Origin of the sequence: Pandoraea aquatica (assembly GCF_902459565.1) — a bacterium.
GTDB lineage: Bacteria > Pseudomonadota > Gammaproteobacteria > Burkholderiales > Burkholderiaceae > Pandoraea > Pandoraea aquatica.
Genome location: NZ_CABPSN010000012.1, coordinates 23,770 through 39,253 on the forward strand (window position 1 = coordinate 23,770; position 15,484 = coordinate 39,253).

At 59.8% G+C, this 15,484-nt stretch carries 22 protein-coding genes; 19 read left to right on the forward strand and 3 right to left on the reverse strand.

Translation table 11 applies throughout. The features are described from left to right. The first annotated feature begins 806 nt into the window (after window positions 1–806). Together PAQ31011_RS25355 and PAQ31011_RS25360 are read left to right on the forward strand one after the other, a co-directional pair. Complete coding sequence (locus tag PAQ31011_RS25355; protein WP_150578392.1) at window positions 807–2,357, forward strand: hypothetical protein; 1,551 nt, start codon at window positions 807–809, stop codon at window positions 2,355–2,357. A gap of 2 nt (window positions 2,358–2,359) precedes the next feature. Continuing rightward, complete coding sequence (locus PAQ31011_RS25360; protein WP_174990262.1) at window positions 2,360–4,663, forward strand: phage integrase family protein; 2,304 nt, start codon at window positions 2,360–2,362, stop codon at window positions 4,661–4,663. 23 nt (window positions 4,664–4,686) lie between these two features. Here the strand turns inward: PAQ31011_RS25360 and PAQ31011_RS26520 are convergent, their stop codons facing one another. Next, window positions 4,687–4,836, reverse strand: coding sequence for a hypothetical protein (locus PAQ31011_RS26520; RefSeq protein WP_174990263.1), 150 nt, complete (start codon window positions 4,834–4,836; stop codon window positions 4,687–4,689). Window positions 4,837–5,050: 214 nt separating this feature from the next. On the opposite strand from PAQ31011_RS26520, the gene PAQ31011_RS26525 reads away from it, so the two are divergent. The 4 genes from PAQ31011_RS26525 (at window position 5,051) to PAQ31011_RS25380 (ending at window position 7,665) form a co-directional block, all read left to right on the forward strand. Further along, the gene (locus PAQ31011_RS26525; RefSeq protein ID WP_174990264.1) at window positions 5,051–5,206 is read left to right on the forward strand and encodes a hypothetical protein; all 156 of its coding nucleotides are present in this window, start codon (window positions 5,051–5,053) and stop codon (window positions 5,204–5,206) included. Between the two features lie 61 nt (window positions 5,207–5,267). After that, on the forward strand, window positions 5,268–5,630 hold the full coding sequence (locus tag PAQ31011_RS25365; RefSeq protein WP_174990265.1) for a hypothetical protein: 363 nt from the start codon (window positions 5,268–5,270) through the stop codon (window positions 5,628–5,630). 47 nt (window positions 5,631–5,677) lie between these two features. Continuing rightward, entirely contained in the window at window positions 5,678–5,902 is a 225-nt protein-coding gene (locus PAQ31011_RS25370) for a hypothetical protein (protein ID WP_150578395.1), read from the forward strand. Window positions 5,903–6,738: 836 nt separating this feature from the next. Next, complete coding sequence (locus tag PAQ31011_RS25380) at window positions 6,739–7,665, forward strand: hypothetical protein (RefSeq protein ID WP_150578396.1); 927 nt, start codon at window positions 6,739–6,741, stop codon at window positions 7,663–7,665. Window positions 7,666–7,725: 60 nt separating this feature from the next. Here the strand turns inward: PAQ31011_RS25380 and PAQ31011_RS25385 are convergent, their stop codons facing one another. Beyond that, window positions 7,726–8,685 (reverse strand): SOS response-associated peptidase family protein, encoded by a 960-nt coding sequence (locus tag PAQ31011_RS25385; protein WP_150578397.1) that lies wholly within the window; start codon window positions 8,683–8,685, stop codon window positions 7,726–7,728. A gap of 88 nt (window positions 8,686–8,773) precedes the next feature. Here PAQ31011_RS25385 and PAQ31011_RS25390 point away from each other — a divergent pair, with 88 nt between their 5' ends. Continuing rightward, window positions 8,774–9,145: a hypothetical protein gene (locus PAQ31011_RS25390; RefSeq protein WP_150578398.1), complete on the forward strand. Its 372-nt coding sequence runs from the start codon at window positions 8,774–8,776 to the stop codon at window positions 9,143–9,145. A gap of 14 nt (window positions 9,146–9,159) precedes the next feature. Here the strand turns inward: PAQ31011_RS25390 and PAQ31011_RS25395 are convergent, their stop codons facing one another. Further along, on the reverse strand, window positions 9,160–9,405 hold the full coding sequence (locus tag PAQ31011_RS25395; RefSeq protein ID WP_150578399.1) for a hypothetical protein: 246 nt from the start codon (window positions 9,403–9,405) through the stop codon (window positions 9,160–9,162). 475 nt (window positions 9,406–9,880) lie between these two features. Here PAQ31011_RS25395 and PAQ31011_RS25400 point away from each other — a divergent pair, with 475 nt between their 5' ends. The 12 genes from PAQ31011_RS25400 to PAQ31011_RS25455 all read left to right on the forward strand — a co-directional run bounded on the left by PAQ31011_RS25400 (window position 9,881) and on the right by PAQ31011_RS25455 (window position 15,281). Then, the gene (locus PAQ31011_RS25400) at window positions 9,881–10,186 is read left to right on the forward strand and encodes a hypothetical protein (protein ID WP_150578400.1); all 306 of its coding nucleotides are present in this window, start codon (window positions 9,881–9,883) and stop codon (window positions 10,184–10,186) included. 498 nt (window positions 10,187–10,684) lie between these two features. Continuing rightward, a complete protein-coding gene (locus PAQ31011_RS25405) occupies window positions 10,685–11,257 on the forward strand; it encodes a hypothetical protein (RefSeq protein WP_150578401.1) in 573 nt (190 codons plus the stop codon). Between the two features lie 20 nt (window positions 11,258–11,277). Continuing rightward, window positions 11,278–11,922: a DUF7673 family protein gene (locus tag PAQ31011_RS25410; protein ID WP_150578402.1), complete on the forward strand. Its 645-nt coding sequence runs from the start codon at window positions 11,278–11,280 to the stop codon at window positions 11,920–11,922. Window positions 11,923–11,939: 17 nt separating this feature from the next. Then, entirely contained in the window at window positions 11,940–12,185 is a 246-nt protein-coding gene (locus tag PAQ31011_RS25415) for a hypothetical protein (RefSeq protein ID WP_150578403.1), read from the forward strand. A 26-nt stretch (window positions 12,186–12,211) separates the two neighbouring features. Beyond that, entirely contained in the window at window positions 12,212–12,490 is a 279-nt protein-coding gene (locus PAQ31011_RS25420; protein WP_150578404.1) for a hypothetical protein, read from the forward strand. 24 nt (window positions 12,491–12,514) lie between these two features. Beyond that, the gene (locus PAQ31011_RS25425; RefSeq protein ID WP_150578405.1) at window positions 12,515–12,772 is read left to right on the forward strand and encodes a hypothetical protein; all 258 of its coding nucleotides are present in this window, start codon (window positions 12,515–12,517) and stop codon (window positions 12,770–12,772) included. A gap of 139 nt (window positions 12,773–12,911) precedes the next feature. Next, a complete protein-coding gene (locus PAQ31011_RS25430; RefSeq protein WP_150578406.1) occupies window positions 12,912–13,250 on the forward strand; it encodes a hypothetical protein in 339 nt (112 codons plus the stop codon). A gap of 179 nt (window positions 13,251–13,429) precedes the next feature. Further along, window positions 13,430–13,651 carry a hypothetical protein gene (locus PAQ31011_RS25435; RefSeq protein WP_150578407.1) on the forward strand — a complete coding sequence of 74 codons (222 nt, stop codon included), beginning with the start codon at window positions 13,430–13,432 and terminating at the stop codon, window positions 13,649–13,651. Window positions 13,652–13,664: 13 nt separating this feature from the next. Then, the gene (locus PAQ31011_RS25440; protein ID WP_150578408.1) at window positions 13,665–13,937 is read left to right on the forward strand and encodes a hypothetical protein; all 273 of its coding nucleotides are present in this window, start codon (window positions 13,665–13,667) and stop codon (window positions 13,935–13,937) included. 24 nt (window positions 13,938–13,961) lie between these two features. Beyond that, a complete protein-coding gene (locus PAQ31011_RS25445) occupies window positions 13,962–14,153 on the forward strand; it encodes a hypothetical protein (protein WP_150578409.1) in 192 nt (63 codons plus the stop codon). A gap of 166 nt (window positions 14,154–14,319) precedes the next feature. Then, a complete protein-coding gene (gene parS / locus PAQ31011_RS25450; RefSeq protein ID WP_150578410.1) occupies window positions 14,320–14,817 on the forward strand; it encodes a type II RES/Xre toxin-antitoxin system antitoxin in 498 nt (165 codons plus the stop codon). Further along, window positions 14,814–15,281, forward strand: a complete 468-nt coding sequence (locus PAQ31011_RS25455) for an RES family NAD+ phosphorylase (RefSeq protein ID WP_150578411.1) — start codon at window positions 14,814–14,816, stop codon at window positions 15,279–15,281. Before parS ends, PAQ31011_RS25455 begins: the two co-directional genes overlap by 4 nt. The last annotated feature ends 203 nt before the right edge of the window (window positions 15,282–15,484 follow it).

Sequence of the window (15,484 nt, forward strand, 5' to 3'; positions counted from 1 at the left end):
TTATCGGATAGCTATCAGATATCTCCGTCTTGGGAGAAGAGTGCAGCGTAGAGACACGATCGTGACGGCTATATGGAGTTCTCAATGTGGTGCTGGCGTGGTTGCTGGCCACGCCCATGCCTACGGTTATGCATTGTTTTGGGGGGCGTCGGGAAGGGGGTATGCCGGGATAAAGCGGGAAACGACACATAACGCCAAGAGTAATAAAAACGCACCGCCTTATGCGCCGGAATGGTCACCATTCTGCTACGTCAGGGCGCGTGGCCAGCTGCGCGCCTGTGGCGGCGGTCGGGGCGCGGGATCGGCATCGATCGGGGCGGCGAGGACACCGGGCGGCCTCATGCATATGGCGCCGGCCTGCCGGTCGATGAGCGGCCCGTCCAGCGTTCGTGCGTCGTCATAGATAGGAATTATTCTCATCCCGGTATTTACAGTACTGCAATACTCTTAAGCGCTATTTTTCTGCTTTTAGTCTGGCGTTTTACATTGCCTCTGGCCTAAAATGCCGGTAGTTCAATGACTTAGTGTCATTCGCAGTTCAACTTGAGAGTCCCGCACGCTAACTTGAGAGTCCCGCCGAAGGCCCGTGCCACGGGGGGCGACCACGTCTGGACGTAGTGCGGTCGTTGCGTAATACCGCTGGCGCCCAAAAAAAGTCTCAAGTTAGCGGGCGGAAAACCGGAAAAATCTCGACTTAATCTGCAAAAGCCAACGACTCGCGCGTTGCGAGATTTTTCCTAACTAATTGAAAATATGGAGTTTTGCAGTCTCAAGTTAGACTGCAAGCGACACTTAGCGGGGAATCGATGGCAGCGACCTGTCTCGTGTGCGGCGCGCGCGCCGACAGCTATGAGCACTTGTTTCCGGCGGTGCTGGGCGGACGGCAGAAGACCGGGCGAATCTACTGCGGCACTCACAACCGGCGCTATGGTGCGCTGGTAGCGGAGATTGAGCGTCAACTCGAACCGCTTAATGCGCAACTGGGCGTCGTGTCCGATAACCGTCGTGAGGACGGGCCGCAGGCCACGATGGTCGCGGTGCCTGGACTCGATACGGCCGTTTCGTTGTCCACGGAAAAAGCGCTGCTCCAGACACCGGTGACTGACGCCGTCGAGGTGATCACAGGCGGGGCCGACGGCGGCGAGGAGTTGGGCGAGCGGCGCGATATGCGGGTGACCAACCAGCGGCAGAAGGATCTGTGGGTCGCGGAGCAACGCCGCGCGCAGCGAAACGTCCACATCGTGGGGCAGGGCGAGCCCGGCACCACCGTGCTACCCAGCCGGATATCGAAGGGCACGGATTTCGGGGGGCTACGCGCGAGCGCAGGCATGGCCTATATCGCCCAGACCTATCTCGCGTGGCTCTACCCAGAGCTGGCCCGTGACGTCGCGTTCAGACCGTTCATTCAATTCACTCATGCCGAAACGCAGCTGGCGCGAGTCGAACTCGACGCCGCTTTCCAAGCGAGCCGGCGGGCCAAGGGCGAAGCCCTCAAACCGGGCACAACGCCGGTCACCGAAGTGGACGTTGCGGAAGCGCAGCGCGCGCGCGATGTCGCCCAACGGGCACTGCCTGCAGAGGTTGCCGTGAGCTGGGGACTGGTCGATGGCTGGCAAGATCGGCCCAACGCGTTTGCCTTTGGGCACCGGGTGGTGATCGGCATGGACGCGACCGACGGCTTGGTCTACGCGCAGGTGTCACTTTTTTCAACCTTGCATTACCGCATCGCTTTCGGTCACAGCACGGCAGTCACCGAAAGCCGCGAAGTCTGCATCGACATCAACCCGCTCGAGCGACGCCAGCCGCATGACCAGTTGCGCACGGACCTGACCGGCTCGGCGCACCGGTTTGACGCGACCATGCGCGCTGTCATCCCGCCGCAGGCCGAACTGCAAGCCGCGGTGACCGCGTTGGGACAACGCATGCACGGGCATGTGGTGCGCGAGATTTCGCGCGCGGCGGTTGCCGCCGTCGAGTCGGCCGCAACGGGCGAGCCGGCGCACGATGCCCAATTGCTACGCGTGCTGGCCAAGCAGCTCGAGCAGCTGGTCTGGAATCTGATCAATCGTCACGTCGAGCAGCGACGGGGGCACCTCGCGGCAGCCGGTCGAAGCGGCGACGCCAGCATGCTCGCTTCGCTGTTTGCGTTTCAGGCGACGGCGGCCAGTGGCATGACGCCATATGCATCGCAACTGCTTGCGATCGCCACGAGCGAACTCGCCGTGCACCTGCAGGCCGATCACGTCGCGCGCACACTGACAGCCGACCGGCTCGAAGCGCTGTTGCTGGGTAGCGCAGGCGAGTTGATGATCGCCACCGCGATCTCGCCCAGCCTGAATAGCCTGGTGGGCGAATGACCATGTCGAACAAACCGCCCGCGCCCGAGGCTTCGCCTTTATCGACGGCACCGCAGGACGTGTCCTTTGTCGAAACGGCGCGCGGCAGCACCGCTACCGCAAAGGACGAGCGTGCATCGCGCGCCGTTCGAGGGCGGGCGCGCACGCGCGCCGAGTGGGAGCGACGCGAACACCTGGGCATCGACCACTTCGCGTTCTTTCGCGGTTATCTGGAGCGTCTGCCACTCGACAAGCTGGCCGACCAGTATCTGGAAACCGGACTCGATCTGCGCATGGCGCGCTCCACGCTCGCGTGGATCCAGGAGCGGTTGATTGCCGGTGCGCGCCGCGCGCAGGACCACGGCGCGGCGCGCCTGCTCGCGATCACGCCCAAGCAACTTGCACCGGATGCGCACGCACCGGCGGCGTCAGCCGTGGCACCCCCGCGACCGAGTCTGGAAGAGTTTGCCGAGGAGCACGACCCGGACGGCTTCTACAGCCAGCGCGAGCTGCTAGAGCTGTTCGCCGAACGTTACCCGGAGGCCAAACCGGACCGCCGCGCCGAGCGCAACGAGCGGCTGCGCAAGCGTCAGATCGTGGCCCTGCGCGCGCTTCAGACACTGCTGGCTGTGGAGCCGTCCCAGCACCATCACTGCGCGGGCTGGTTTCACCCGGCGCTCGCGCGCCGCCTCGAGCACGCCGGCGTCGTGCAACTGGCGGATCTGTTCGACGTCATTACGCAACGCGGCCCGCGCTGGTATACCAAGGTCCGTGGCCTGGGCGAGACCGGCGCCAATCGCTTGCAGCAGTGGCTCGCGGATCACGCCGACTCGCTGGGGCGCACGCTGCCGTCGATCGCACTCACGCCGCGCCGCCAGCTGACCGGCGAGGCCAAGCGTGCAGCGCGGGTACACGTCGACGGTGTGGCGCCGCTCGAGTGGCTGGTATGGCCGGATTTCGCGCGCGATCGCCATCGCGTCGACGTCGACGCCAAGGCCCGTGGCCAGAGTGCGGCCGAGCTGGCGAGCGGCATGTCAGGGGGCGTGCCGGTCGGCGGTACCGGGCGCGAAATCGCGCCGCAGAGAGCCGACGCTGGCGCCTTCGCGCCCACCCGACAGGTCCGCGCCGGCAACGATCTCGACGCGGTCAAAGTGTGGCTTGCCGCTACGCAAGCTGGGCGCAGCGCCGGTACCGTGCAGTCCTATCGCCAGCACGCCGAGCGATTCCTGAATTGGCTCGCATTTGTGTGCCGGCGTCCGCTCACGGAACTGAGCGTGGAAGATTGCACCGCCTACCGGGCGTTCCTCGCCGCGCCGCCGGCGCACTGGATCGCGCCGCGCGGGACCGCACGCTTTACCAGTGCCTGGCGCCCGTTCTCGAAGCCGCTCGATGAAGCGAGTGTGCGCCTGTCGATGACCGTGCTGCAGGGCATGTGCAATTGGCTGGTGAAGTCGGAGTACTTGCGCGTCAATCCCTTCGGGCTATTGGCGAAGCCGCGCGGGCAGGCGTTCGACTCGATGCACGTCGAGCACGTGCTCGCCGATGCCGTGTGGGACGCATTGGAAGCGTACTGGCGCCCGAAGGCGATTCACGACGTGGCGGCCGAGCGCACGCTGTTTGTTTTGCAGTTGGGGCGTACAACGGGGTTGCGTCTTGCGGAACTGGCGCGCGCGACAGTGGGCGATTTGCGATGCACGATGCTGGCAGGCAGTGGCTCGGTGTGGAGCTTGTCGGTGCTGGGCAAGGGCAGCAAACAGCGAGAGGTTGAGCTGGCCGGATCGTTGGTGCGTCGTATCGAGGCGCATCTGGCGGGGCGAGGCGTGGCCACCGCACGGAGTGGTGTTAGCGGCGGCCTGCAGCAGATGGCGACCGACCCGGCACTGGCGAAGGTGGCCCTGATCGGGCGCTTGCCCGACGAGCGTAATCGCAACGACTCGGCCGAAGCCGAGTCAGGCGCACAAGGCCCGCAGGTTGGGCGAGCGGCAGGGGCGACTGGCCCAGTGCCGATTGGTGCCAAACCGGTGAGAGTAATAGCGTCACGGCATGCGCCATTGACGCCGGCCGCATTGCGCCAGGTCATCGAGAGCGGCTATCGCAAAGCCGCACAGGCGCTAGAGGGAGAATCGGCGCAAGCCGCCAGCGCATTAACTCAAGCCACGCCGCATTGGCTGCGTCATACCTTTGGCACGCATGCGCTCGAGCATGGCGCCGCACTAGAGGTCGTACAAAAGCTGATGGGGCACGCCAGCATAGCCACCACGTCGAAGTACCTCCATCCGGAGAAACGCCGGCGCGCCGCCGACATGAATAAGGTATTCGGCGACTAGCCGACGTGCGGTAGGGGGCTCACTTAGTTGTTTTTGCCCTTGCCGAGCACCTTGTCGGCTTCACGGTGGGCTTCTTCGATCAAGCCGTCGTCAGCGTGCTCGATGTCCGTGCCGGCTTTCTCCAAATGCTCTGTCACCAAGATGTATCGTTTGGTGAGCGTCAGGTCAACCATATCTCTACTCATGTTACTTTTCCTCGTCGGCTGCTGGCCGTTGCGTGACGAACACGGACCCCACAAATCCGTTGCTCGCCATGGTATGGAGTCCGAAGCGGTGGGGGTGTAGGATTGTGGGGCAAAACGTCAAAATTGTCCAGTTCGGTGCGGCTGGGTTCAGGGGTAACGTCGCAGGGTGGCAACCATCTGAGCGACAACGCAGGAGTGGATCATGCCCATGACAATTGGCATCATTGCGTTTATTGCCTATTCGCTCGCGCTGTTTCGGGCGGGCAAAACGGACGGTACGGAGCAAGGCCCCATGAAAGCCTGGGCGGTGGTCTTCGTGGCTGGAATCGTGTTTGGTGTTTGTGTCATGTCCTCATGATGTAGGGAATTCGCATGGCAAAAGGGGCTTACGAATGTTGAAGAAGATCAGCGCTGCAGGGTTGCTTCTCGCCAGTGTCTACGCGCATGCGGCACCCAGCTTCTGCCAGGTGGCAGGCAGTTATCGTGGTGTCTACTCGGGTAACACCGATTCCGGCACTCTGATGGCCGTGGTGGAGGCCGCCGACGGCACCCTGCGCGGCTCCGCGATGTCAGCAGATGGACGGCAGTTCGCCTTCGGTGGCGTCATTGCGGGAGATGGCAGTTTCTCGAGCGGCTCCGTCGCCACGGGGGCACTGTTCGTGGGACGTTTCGCCAGTGCTACCGGCGGCCAGATCGCTGGGCAGGGAGACTGGGCACTCGGCGGCGGACAAGGTGGACGCTGGCAGATCGTTCGCGAGTCCATTCCGGCTACCTGCCGGTGATTTGGCAAGTCGTTTGTCCACACCTCAACCAACGAAGGAGATCCGTCATGTGGAATACGGTTTCGGAAGCCTATGCCGCCAGTGGGGTTGGGCAGACCACGACGGTTCGGCCGAGCGATGGAAAGGAAGACACGCTTCGTCGATTCCAATCCGAGATCAAGGTCGCGCGTGGGCTGGCGCGCGAGCAGAAGATTCGACTCGTGCTTGACCATAAGGAAAGTCAAACGGGGTTCGATTTCACCGATCTAATCACGTTCGAGCGGATCGCGTAGCGTCGGTATGGCGGGCATGCCTTGCCGGCATTCGCAGGCGAAAGCCGGTGGCGCTGGAAGAAGGCAAGTGGGCGAGGGGCACTAAGGATGAGTGGCAAAGATAAGTTCGACTGGACACAACAGCTCACGCGCAAGCGCAACGCCGAGCGCAGGATTCCGACACATGCGGACTTTGTGGCATATGACGGACATCACTGTCATGCCTTGTACAAGTCGCTCCCACCTGATTGGAGATGCCCTGGGTGCTGTCGGAGCACCTTTGAGGTCCTCCGTTGGACGATGCGCTTTCCGCACTTGCCGACGAAGTTCTTGGGGTGGGCCGGAGGCTATCACCGCCACCATGATCATGCTGGCGATCGTCGCGGTGGGAGGCTCCTCTGGAATTCACCCTATGCACGATTCCCCGAGACGGTCCTGTGCGAGCAATGCAATGCTGCCGACGCGACGGTCAAGCGGGTCTTGAAACTGCCGAAAGAATTTTCGTACTCGCCTGAGGAAATCCGCGCATTTGTCGAACCAGTACCCCACGGCTGGCACATCATCAACTACCAGCAGGCGGCGCGGATTTACGAGTGGGTTAGAAGGTGTCCGCCAACAGTGATCCCAGGCACCCACGCGTGAAGGGCTGGTCTACATGACCAGACACGCGAGTCCGCTCAATCACTGCGTGATCTGTCGATGGCGCCATCGGCCGAGCAGAATGCCGAGGCCTTGTGAGAGGGCAGAGCGCGAAGTCGATCTGGCGGCGCAAGCGGAGTGCGATGAAGCGTAATGCGAGCGCGATTGAATGATAAGCAGAATTTTTCTCGAGGATTGCGATGGGTTGGAATGACCGAATGGACGACGTGAACCAGTACGACCTGCCGCCAGAAGCTTTTCTGCCGCGCAAGAATGTCGTCGGGCCGCGTGATCTGAACGAACGATGGCTTGTTACCGCGCCGCGCGAAAGCCAGGTCGTCGCGCTTCGCGCATGGTTCACTGATCGCTATTGCGATCCGGCGATCGACACGCCGTATAACGGCCAAGAGGGGGGCTACTTGTTTGTGCACGGTGGCCCGTATTCCCCCGACGACGAATTAAATCAGCAATTCGGCGACGTCGTGCCGGATGACGTTATTCAGGAAGTCGCTGGCGACTTGGAGTCGGAGGTTGGAGACAATTGGGCGCCGATCTATCACGAGCGGGAGGAGGAGGACTGGGAGTGGGATGAGCCCGACGTCCCCGCCTCCGACGTACCACTTGCAAGGCTGAAAGCGCGGCTGCAGGAAGGGAACGCGGTCATGACGCTCACGGGCGATCCTGCGGCTCAGGCACTGGCGACTCAGTTGGTGTATGTGCAAACACTCGGAGCACTCGAAGCGTTCCTCTACGAGACGGCGCTCTACTGGCTCGATCAGGACGATGAGAGAGTGAAAAACTGCATCACCCTCCTGCCGACATTTTCGCAACAGACAATATCGCTCAGGGAAATCTTTACTGAATACGAGGGCCTGCGGGCTAAGGTGCGGGAGTACTTGTACCACCTCGTATGGCACCGCTGGAAAGATGTGTCCCCGCTCTACGAGAAGGGACTGGGCGTCGCGCTACCGAGCACGAAGGATTTTCAAGACGCACTTCAGGCGCGGCACGACATCGTGCACCGCAGCGGAACCGATAAAGAGGGTAATCCCGTTGTGATCAGTGAAAATGACGTGCGTCAGTTGTCCGGACAGGTTGAGGCATTTTGCGGGCAGGTAGCGGCGCAATTCGATACCGGCTTTTGAGTTCCACAATTCGTCATTTGTTACGTGCACCGAGCCATGTCGTCGTCGGATTCATCCGACTTAAGCGGCAAGCCGGTGCGCATAGTAAGGTCGCTCACGATCATCGAGGATCGCAAACTGACGCTGCAAGTCGTCCTGCGACGGGCTGAGCCATGCGTCGACGTTGGCGGGCTTGATCGGCACGATACACCGGTCGTGGCCAGCCGCTGAAACCTCGGGCGGCGGCTCGTCAGTGATGGCTGCGAACGAGTCCAAATCTGGCTGGCCGGCGCCGGTCCAGTGCGACCAGAGACAGGCAACGAGCATCGGCTCGTCGGCGTCCGGCCGGAACTCCAGCACCACGTTTTCGTCTTTTTCGCCCGGCGCCAACTCGCGGTGCTCCATGCGGGCCCGGCTCACGTTTTCGTAAAAAACACTCACGAGAACCAAACCGTGCGTGACACCAAACTGGCCTTTCCAGAAGCCATCCAGCGAATCTTTTCTTGCGTTGTACGTCGCCGGAAACCTCGTGTCATAGTTCGCTGGCTTGCCGGCGGGCCGACACTGGTAACGCATCGGTTTGATCACGCGGCGGCCACCCTCCATCACCATCACTGGCGCATACACGCCGGGGAAGATGCGTGAGTCGCGGTCCTTCAGTTCATCTCGGCGAAGATCGTCCAGGCGTCGCAACGTCGCGGTGATCTTGTCAGTCGCAATACGCTTGCTCTCGGCGGCGGCTTTCGTCACTTTCGTCTGCAGACTACGCTCGGCATCGCCCAAGCGCGCGCGCTGCTTGAATAGCTCCTGCTCGAGCGTGGCGGCCTGTGTGATCTCGAATCGGCGAATCGACTCGCGAATGTCGGCCGTCTGCGGGTCGGCCGCCCGTTTAAATGCGGCATCGACTGCTTTGGGTACCTTGACCTTGTCGCCAGCGGCGCGCCCGGCATACAGGCCGAAAAATGCGGGCAGGTCGAGCTGCGCCCCGAACATCCGCTCGTACTGGCGAAAGCTCGCTTCCACCTGGGCCGAATAGCACATCGACGCCTCCTTGAGTAGCAAGGGATGCCGGGCGGGCTCCTCGCCCCGCCGGACAACCGCTTGTGATAACCATCGTCGTCTGCCTATAATGCTGTACAAACGTACAGTGTTGTCCATTATGCTTGTCGACGTGAAACGGCTTCGCCGCGCAGGCGAAAAACTCTCTAAGGCGGACTATGAAGCGAGTCCGTCGGTGCGCGGCTATCTGTGTAGTTGGTCCTACGCCGGCGGCTATCGATCGGGCAAACAACTGCGGGTCAAGGCCATCACCGTAACCGCCTGCGGCAGGGCATCCGGTGTGCCGTTGTTGCCGACCCTGCACAACGTTGAGTACGTTCGACTCAACGATGAAGGGGTGATTTTCGCTGGCGTCGAGGAGATCGAGGTCCGCCGACGCCATGTTGAAGTCTACGCCCAGGCGTGGTTTTGCAAGCCGGTAGCATCGAGCCCCGCCAAATGACGGGGCTCTCAGCGTCAGCCCGGTGGCAGGACAGTGCTGAGTACCGTCATGATGAGAACGTAGCCGAGAATCGCGAGTCCGAGCGTGCGCAGCGGGTGGCACAGCGCGAGCCACACGAGTCGCAGCACCCCGAAGAGCCCCTTGGCCAGAAAGCCGATAAAGCACAGCACGTTCCAGACCTCGCGCGCGGCGCGAGACAGCAACTTCCACATGGTCACATCCAGTGACGGGCAGACGGCCATGTGCTCAATACGGCGCATGCAGACGCTGCTCATCCTGGGTGTATAGGGTTATCGACGTGTGCGCCAAGACATCGATGTGCGATTTTCCGATGGAACCCCGTTTTCCCGTGTGCACCGGACTCACGCTCAATCAGCGAGCGACCTCCTCGTAACACGTATTGGCGGGCTGGAATTCTTCGTGACGAAAAAGTATCATCATGATGCTATTTTTTCATCTGCTTTCGAGGCTTACAGTGACCCCCGAACAATTCAGAGAGATTCAAGCCGAGCTAGGGTGGACACATCCGCAAACCGCATGTGAGCTTGGACTGTCCGTCGTCAGCGTCAAACGCATTGCCACCGGTACGCAGGTGATCACAGACCAAACAGCGCGCGCGCTAGTCGGCATGCTTTTGATCCACAACGAGGGCCTTACGAAGAAGTTCGCAAAGCTTCTTGACAAGTATCATGGTGATACTAAAATGAGTGGCAAGTAAACGCTCGGAAAATTGCCATGAGCTTCGAACCCACACTGCCGTTTCGCAAGCCGGTGCCTACGCAACTCTCGATGACGGGTGACGACTGGAAGAGTGATCGCGAGGTTAAGGCACAGGCACGCGCCGAGGCGGCCAGGAAGAAAGCCGCAGTAGAGTGCGCGCGTAAATTGGAGGCTGCACGCGACGCGTTGAGCGCCTACTTGCTCGCATGTATCGATTGCAATGACGCGTCAGGCAGTCGCGGCGCTGACGACAGCCGTTCGATCCTGATGGGCAACATGAGCGAGTACGCCGGTTATCTGCGCTCTGTGTACGACAAGTAACCGGGAGACGTTCCATGAAGACGCCGACGATCGGAACCTGTAAGTCGTGCCGTGGGCTCGGAAGAGTGACTGTGGCCACACGGCCCCCCATCGAAATCGAATGCAGCATTTGCAGCGGGGCGGGGCGCGGTGAGTACGTCGAGGTTGCATGCGCTTCCTGCCAAGGTGCACGGGGGCTTCCGTGTGCTCGCTGCATCGGAAGCGGTCGGGTCGCGGTGTTCAGACCTTCAGCAAACTAATCATGCGGAAAAATCGGAGAATAGGTGCATGTCACATATCACGCCGCAAATCGTAGAGTTGGCCAGGACCATGCTTGAGAAAGGGCAAGACTGGTCGCCGGAGGCTGACAAGATTCTGTCTGACGACAATTCGCTGTGCCTTTGCTCGTATCCGGATGGTGCGTGGATTTCGGAGACCCACGACGACGTGGACATGAACAAGTGGACCAAATTGGAGTGCGTTATCGCACTCCCCTAGACCAGGAAAAGGACAAAGCCAATGCAAGCCCCCCAACTGGAGCCAAGGTTCGTCCGCAGACTCTCGTTGTTGTGCTGCCACTGCGTCCGCAACATAGCCTACTACCGCGTCGGATTTGTCGGAGAGGACGGCACAGGCTCTCTGAAACAACCTTCGCAATTTGGCGCCACGGTCAATGGTGACTTGCTGGATATCGCCGTTCTCGAATGGTGCAAACTATTTGCTGATCGAAACGCACGTCATCACTGGAAGCGCTTTGTGCGCGCTGACGATGACCAGAAGCAGTTTCTTTCCGGCCTGCTGGCAGCGACCGGAATCAGTCTCGAGGACTGGAAGCGGTATTTGGATCAGATGCGTGTCTATCGAGACAAGTTCGTTGCCCACCTAGACGACCAGCAGGTGATGAATATACCGACGCTGGACGGTGCGTTAAGCAGTACGTTCTTTCTATACGAAAACGTGCGAGCAAAGTCGCCAGATCACATCTTCAGAACGCCTCATCTGGTGCACCTTCCTGATGATCTGGAGGTCTACTATGAAGCATGTTGTGATGAAGGTCGCGCCGCTTATGGAGCCGCACGAAATTTCGATTGACCACAAAAAGGAAACACAACATGGCATCCCGATTGATTGAAGACTCGCCGGAAGATCAGCGCCGTGCGCAGGCCGAATGGGAGCGGGAGATACGTGAAGCAAGCGAGCGTCGGGACACCGATTATGATGCTGGCCTGCCGGCGTTGAAGCGTCTCTTCGACATTGCCCACGGCAACAGCGGACAGTGCCGAAAGGTCGCGGCATTTCTGCTTGGGTTGTACAACGGCCAACGTTTCCCGTTTGACATGACAGACTTACGCAGCGTCGATCAGGAAATTTTTGAAGACATGCTTCTGGTGCTGCGGATGGACAGTTGCCCGCGCGCCGAGGTTCATACGTATTTCGCGAACGGCGGCCGCGCCTTCGAGCAACTTGCAAACGATTGGCAACTCCACACCAGCGCGTGGGAGCCGACCGACAAGGGAATGAGTCGTCAACGCGATGGATACATGTGCTTTATCGAGCCGACGACAACGGACGGCCAGCTTGGCTGGCGCTGGCTTATCCAGTCCGGCGGTGGTTTGGCCTGGCGCGGTGGTAACGAAATCACGCGCGTGGCGGAGGGGCAGATCTATTCGGCCAGCTATGGCGCTCGCTACGCCAAAGAGGCAATCGACCAGTGGTTTGAGCGCGGGGGGGAGACTCCGCATCGTGACGAAGTGTGACGCGAAGGAAAAAAGCGATGACGACGACCGAAGAGCAGGCAATTCTTGACCGGCAGGTCAACGATTGGACGAAGGAGCTGAAGTGGCTTGCGAGCCAGATTGCTGCGGCGAAAGGCATACCAAGCGCGATTCTGATGATCACGCCCAGGAATGAAGGTTATGAGGGCGTCGTGCCCGAACTCATTGCCGAGGATGCGCTCCAGGTCCACCGCGACGGTTGGCCGGTAGGCTTCGAGGTCGAGATTCTCAACCGCACGGCGTAGACGAAAAAAACGGGAGCTTTATCCCCATGTTCAAGAAGAAGATAGCGCGATGGTTCGTGGACTGGACGGACAGTTGGAATCACGAATTTCACGACGCGATCGAGGCGAAGATCCGGCAGGCCTATTCCAGCACGTACAAGGATCCCGACGGCGGCAAGGTGGATCTTGGATTGATGAGCGAGCGGATGAAGGAGATGCGTGACTTCTATTATGCGAGGATGACCAATACCTCAATGTTGCTCGTCGCCGCTGCGGCTCTCGCAGTGTCGATCGTGGCATTGGTTGTCTCACTCGTCCACTCCTGAAGACATAACCACCGGGAAAACTCGATGAATAGGCAGATCTTTGGACGGAAGGCCGGTTCGGGCGCAGAAATGACGCTTTTGATCAGTTGCGAGGGGGCGTCGAGCGGCGGCCGCTCTGCCGACGCGGGCAGGCTTCACGAAGTTGAGGTCGCAAATACCCGACGCGCGGTGAGGGTGCTCCGCGAGAAGGGCGTCGAGGGCTATGTCATGTTCGAGAGCGATCCGGCTCGGTACGAATTTACTCCCGACGAAGATTTCGCCTATCCGGCCGTGAGCCACTAGAAAAAAATCGACTGCTATGACTGTCTCACTGACCTACGACTGGATCATTGAGCGCTTCGTCCGGCCCGGAATGCCAAGCGAGGGCGGCGGTGGTGCGCGCATGGAACAACGTCGGCCGTTAAATCGGAAAGGGTTCTAAATGTCGCTTTCGCTAACGCTCGTGTTTGACAAGTATATGCGCGCACAAGACCCTGTGATTGCATCGAATCGGCTTCGAATCGATGGCGGCGAGAAGCAGCTCTGGGAGGTCGTTCAGCCGATCACATTGCCGCTGCCGCATGGCGTCGAATGGTTTGATGAAGAAGTCGGTTTGAAGCACTACACCACAGACAAGTACGACGTCCCTTTGACGTGGGTACCTGCGCATCTTCTCGCACCGCATCTTCGAAGTGTTGCGCAAAGTGATTGGGGGAGGGCAGTCGCGGCTTTTGTGCTTGCTCTTCCTGCCGCGACACGGGTGGTTCTCTGGTGGCACTAGGGTTGGAAAACACACGGATGGACAAACTCAAATACAAGATTAAGGCGGCCAAAATAGCTAGGCGCCTGAAGAAGGCCCAACGCGATTTTAAGCGCGGCGACAAACGCGCTCTAGAGCGCGTAAAGCATCATCAAGATCAACAGATACTTCACAAGCTGACGCACGGATAGGAAAAACAAATGGCCTACCACACGCTGCAAGCCTCACTGGATGTTCCAAATATGCCGGGATTCATCCAGCACGTATACGCGACTGTTGAAGTCATCATGTCGGGGGCCGGTTGGGTGTGGATCCAGGTGATCGACGGCCGGCACCACGGAAGCCATTCGGCTCCGTTTGCTTCGGAAGATTTGGCCAAGGACGATGCACTTACCGCCTTGGGCGGCGATTGCTGGCTATAGGAAAAATCATTCGATGGAACTCCTGCAAAACCTCGTCACAGGCGCCTTTATTTGTCTTTGGCTGTTCGGCCTGTGCCACGTATTAATTGGTGGTGGCCTGACCCGCATCGGCAAGGTGACGCTTCTCTCGGTGTCCACGGCAATTGCCGTTGGAGGTCGCATGGCCGCTATCAGCCTGTTCTCCGGTGACACATCGTCAGGATTGTGGGGAGCAGGAATCTTGATCGCTGGAGTTGCCCTTATCTTTCTCGCACCGCAAAGTCTCACAGCTCGCTCCGAGCGCTAACACCACGGAAAAAGGACCGTACTCATGACCATCGAAGAGTTGCGTAACGCCTTGAAGGATTTGCCGGCTGACCTGCAGGTGTGCATCAGCTTCACGGACTTTCAAAACGAGGGCTCCGCCTACGAAACGCGTGATGTGCGTCTCGCCGGGCAACAGGACGCTGGCGCTGGTGAGGCGACACCTTGCTTTATCCTGGAAGCATGGGGCGGGATCTAACCTAGGAAAAGCCTCGAAGAGCCTCCCTACGAAGGCCGATCCCGTACTCCTGTCACCCGGCTAGGCCGCCATGATTCAAGTATGCCAATTTGGCTGATGGCTTTTCCCCAAATGGGCATTTATGCCATAATGGGTGTGCTGTATTGCCATTATGGAGGAAGTGATCATGGCTACCCCTCGAATCCCCGAAAAGAAACCCGCCCGGCCAGCTGCTCGGGCTGCACGGCCGCATATCGGCACCAATGGCATTGGCGCGTGGCCAGATGATCTCGCGCTTTTCATGCAGTTAGACCCGATTGCTCAAAGCCGTGAAATACGCACGGGCTTGGAATCGAACATCATCGGCCGTGTGGCTGCAGAGGTGCTCAAGACGAGCGTTCAGTCTCTGCTCGCCTATCTGCGGATTCCATCAAGTACCGTGACTCGTAAGCTGGCCGCTGGCGAGCGTCTGAGTAGCGGCGAGTCTGATCGCGTTTCGCGCGTCCTTCTTGTGCACGCGCACGCGGCAGATGTGTTCGAGAGCCGAGACATTGCCGCGCAATGGATGCAGGCCCCGCACGCTGAATTGGGAGGTGAGAGCCCGGTAGCGATGCTGGATACTCAGACCGGCTACGACGCTGTGCAGCGCATCCTTCAACGGATCGAATACGGCGTGGGTGTATGAAGCTATTCCGTTTGGCAAAAGACAAGCCTGGAAAGTATCGCGCTGACGATTTGAGCGGGAACGGGGCGGCCGTAGCAGGAGGCCGCTGGAATCCGATTGGCATGCCTGCGCTGTACACAAGTCTTAACGCATCGACGGCCGTGCTCGAAGTGCGCGTGCATGCGTCCGGATTTGTCCCTGCGGCGAATTTCTTTCTCGTGGAGGTTGATATCCCTGACGAGCTGATAGACACCGGGTATGAGCCGGTGCTTCCGTCTGACTGGAATGAACTCACGATACCCACGTCCACGATCGAGATTGGTCGTCAGTGGCTGTGCGAGGCAAACTCCGTTGCGATGAAAGTGCGCTCAGTCGTCTGTCCGGCAGACTGGAACGTCATTTTGAATCCGCTTCACGTCGATTTCCGCATGGTGACAGTAACAAGGCAGGAGCCATTTGCTCTTGACTCACGACTATTCCGATGAGCAGAGAAGCCTTTGCTTGTCACGCCAGCAGTCTATTCCGACGACGTTGACCTGGTCGCTCGAAGTGTTTTCAAAAACATGTGGTGGAGAGATGTCTCAAGTGGATCTTGTCGTACCGCTACGAAACCTCCAGTCAGACCGCGACTACTCAGGAAACGAGTGGGTGATCGCATACCCGCGTCGCCAGGACGGGCATCGATGAG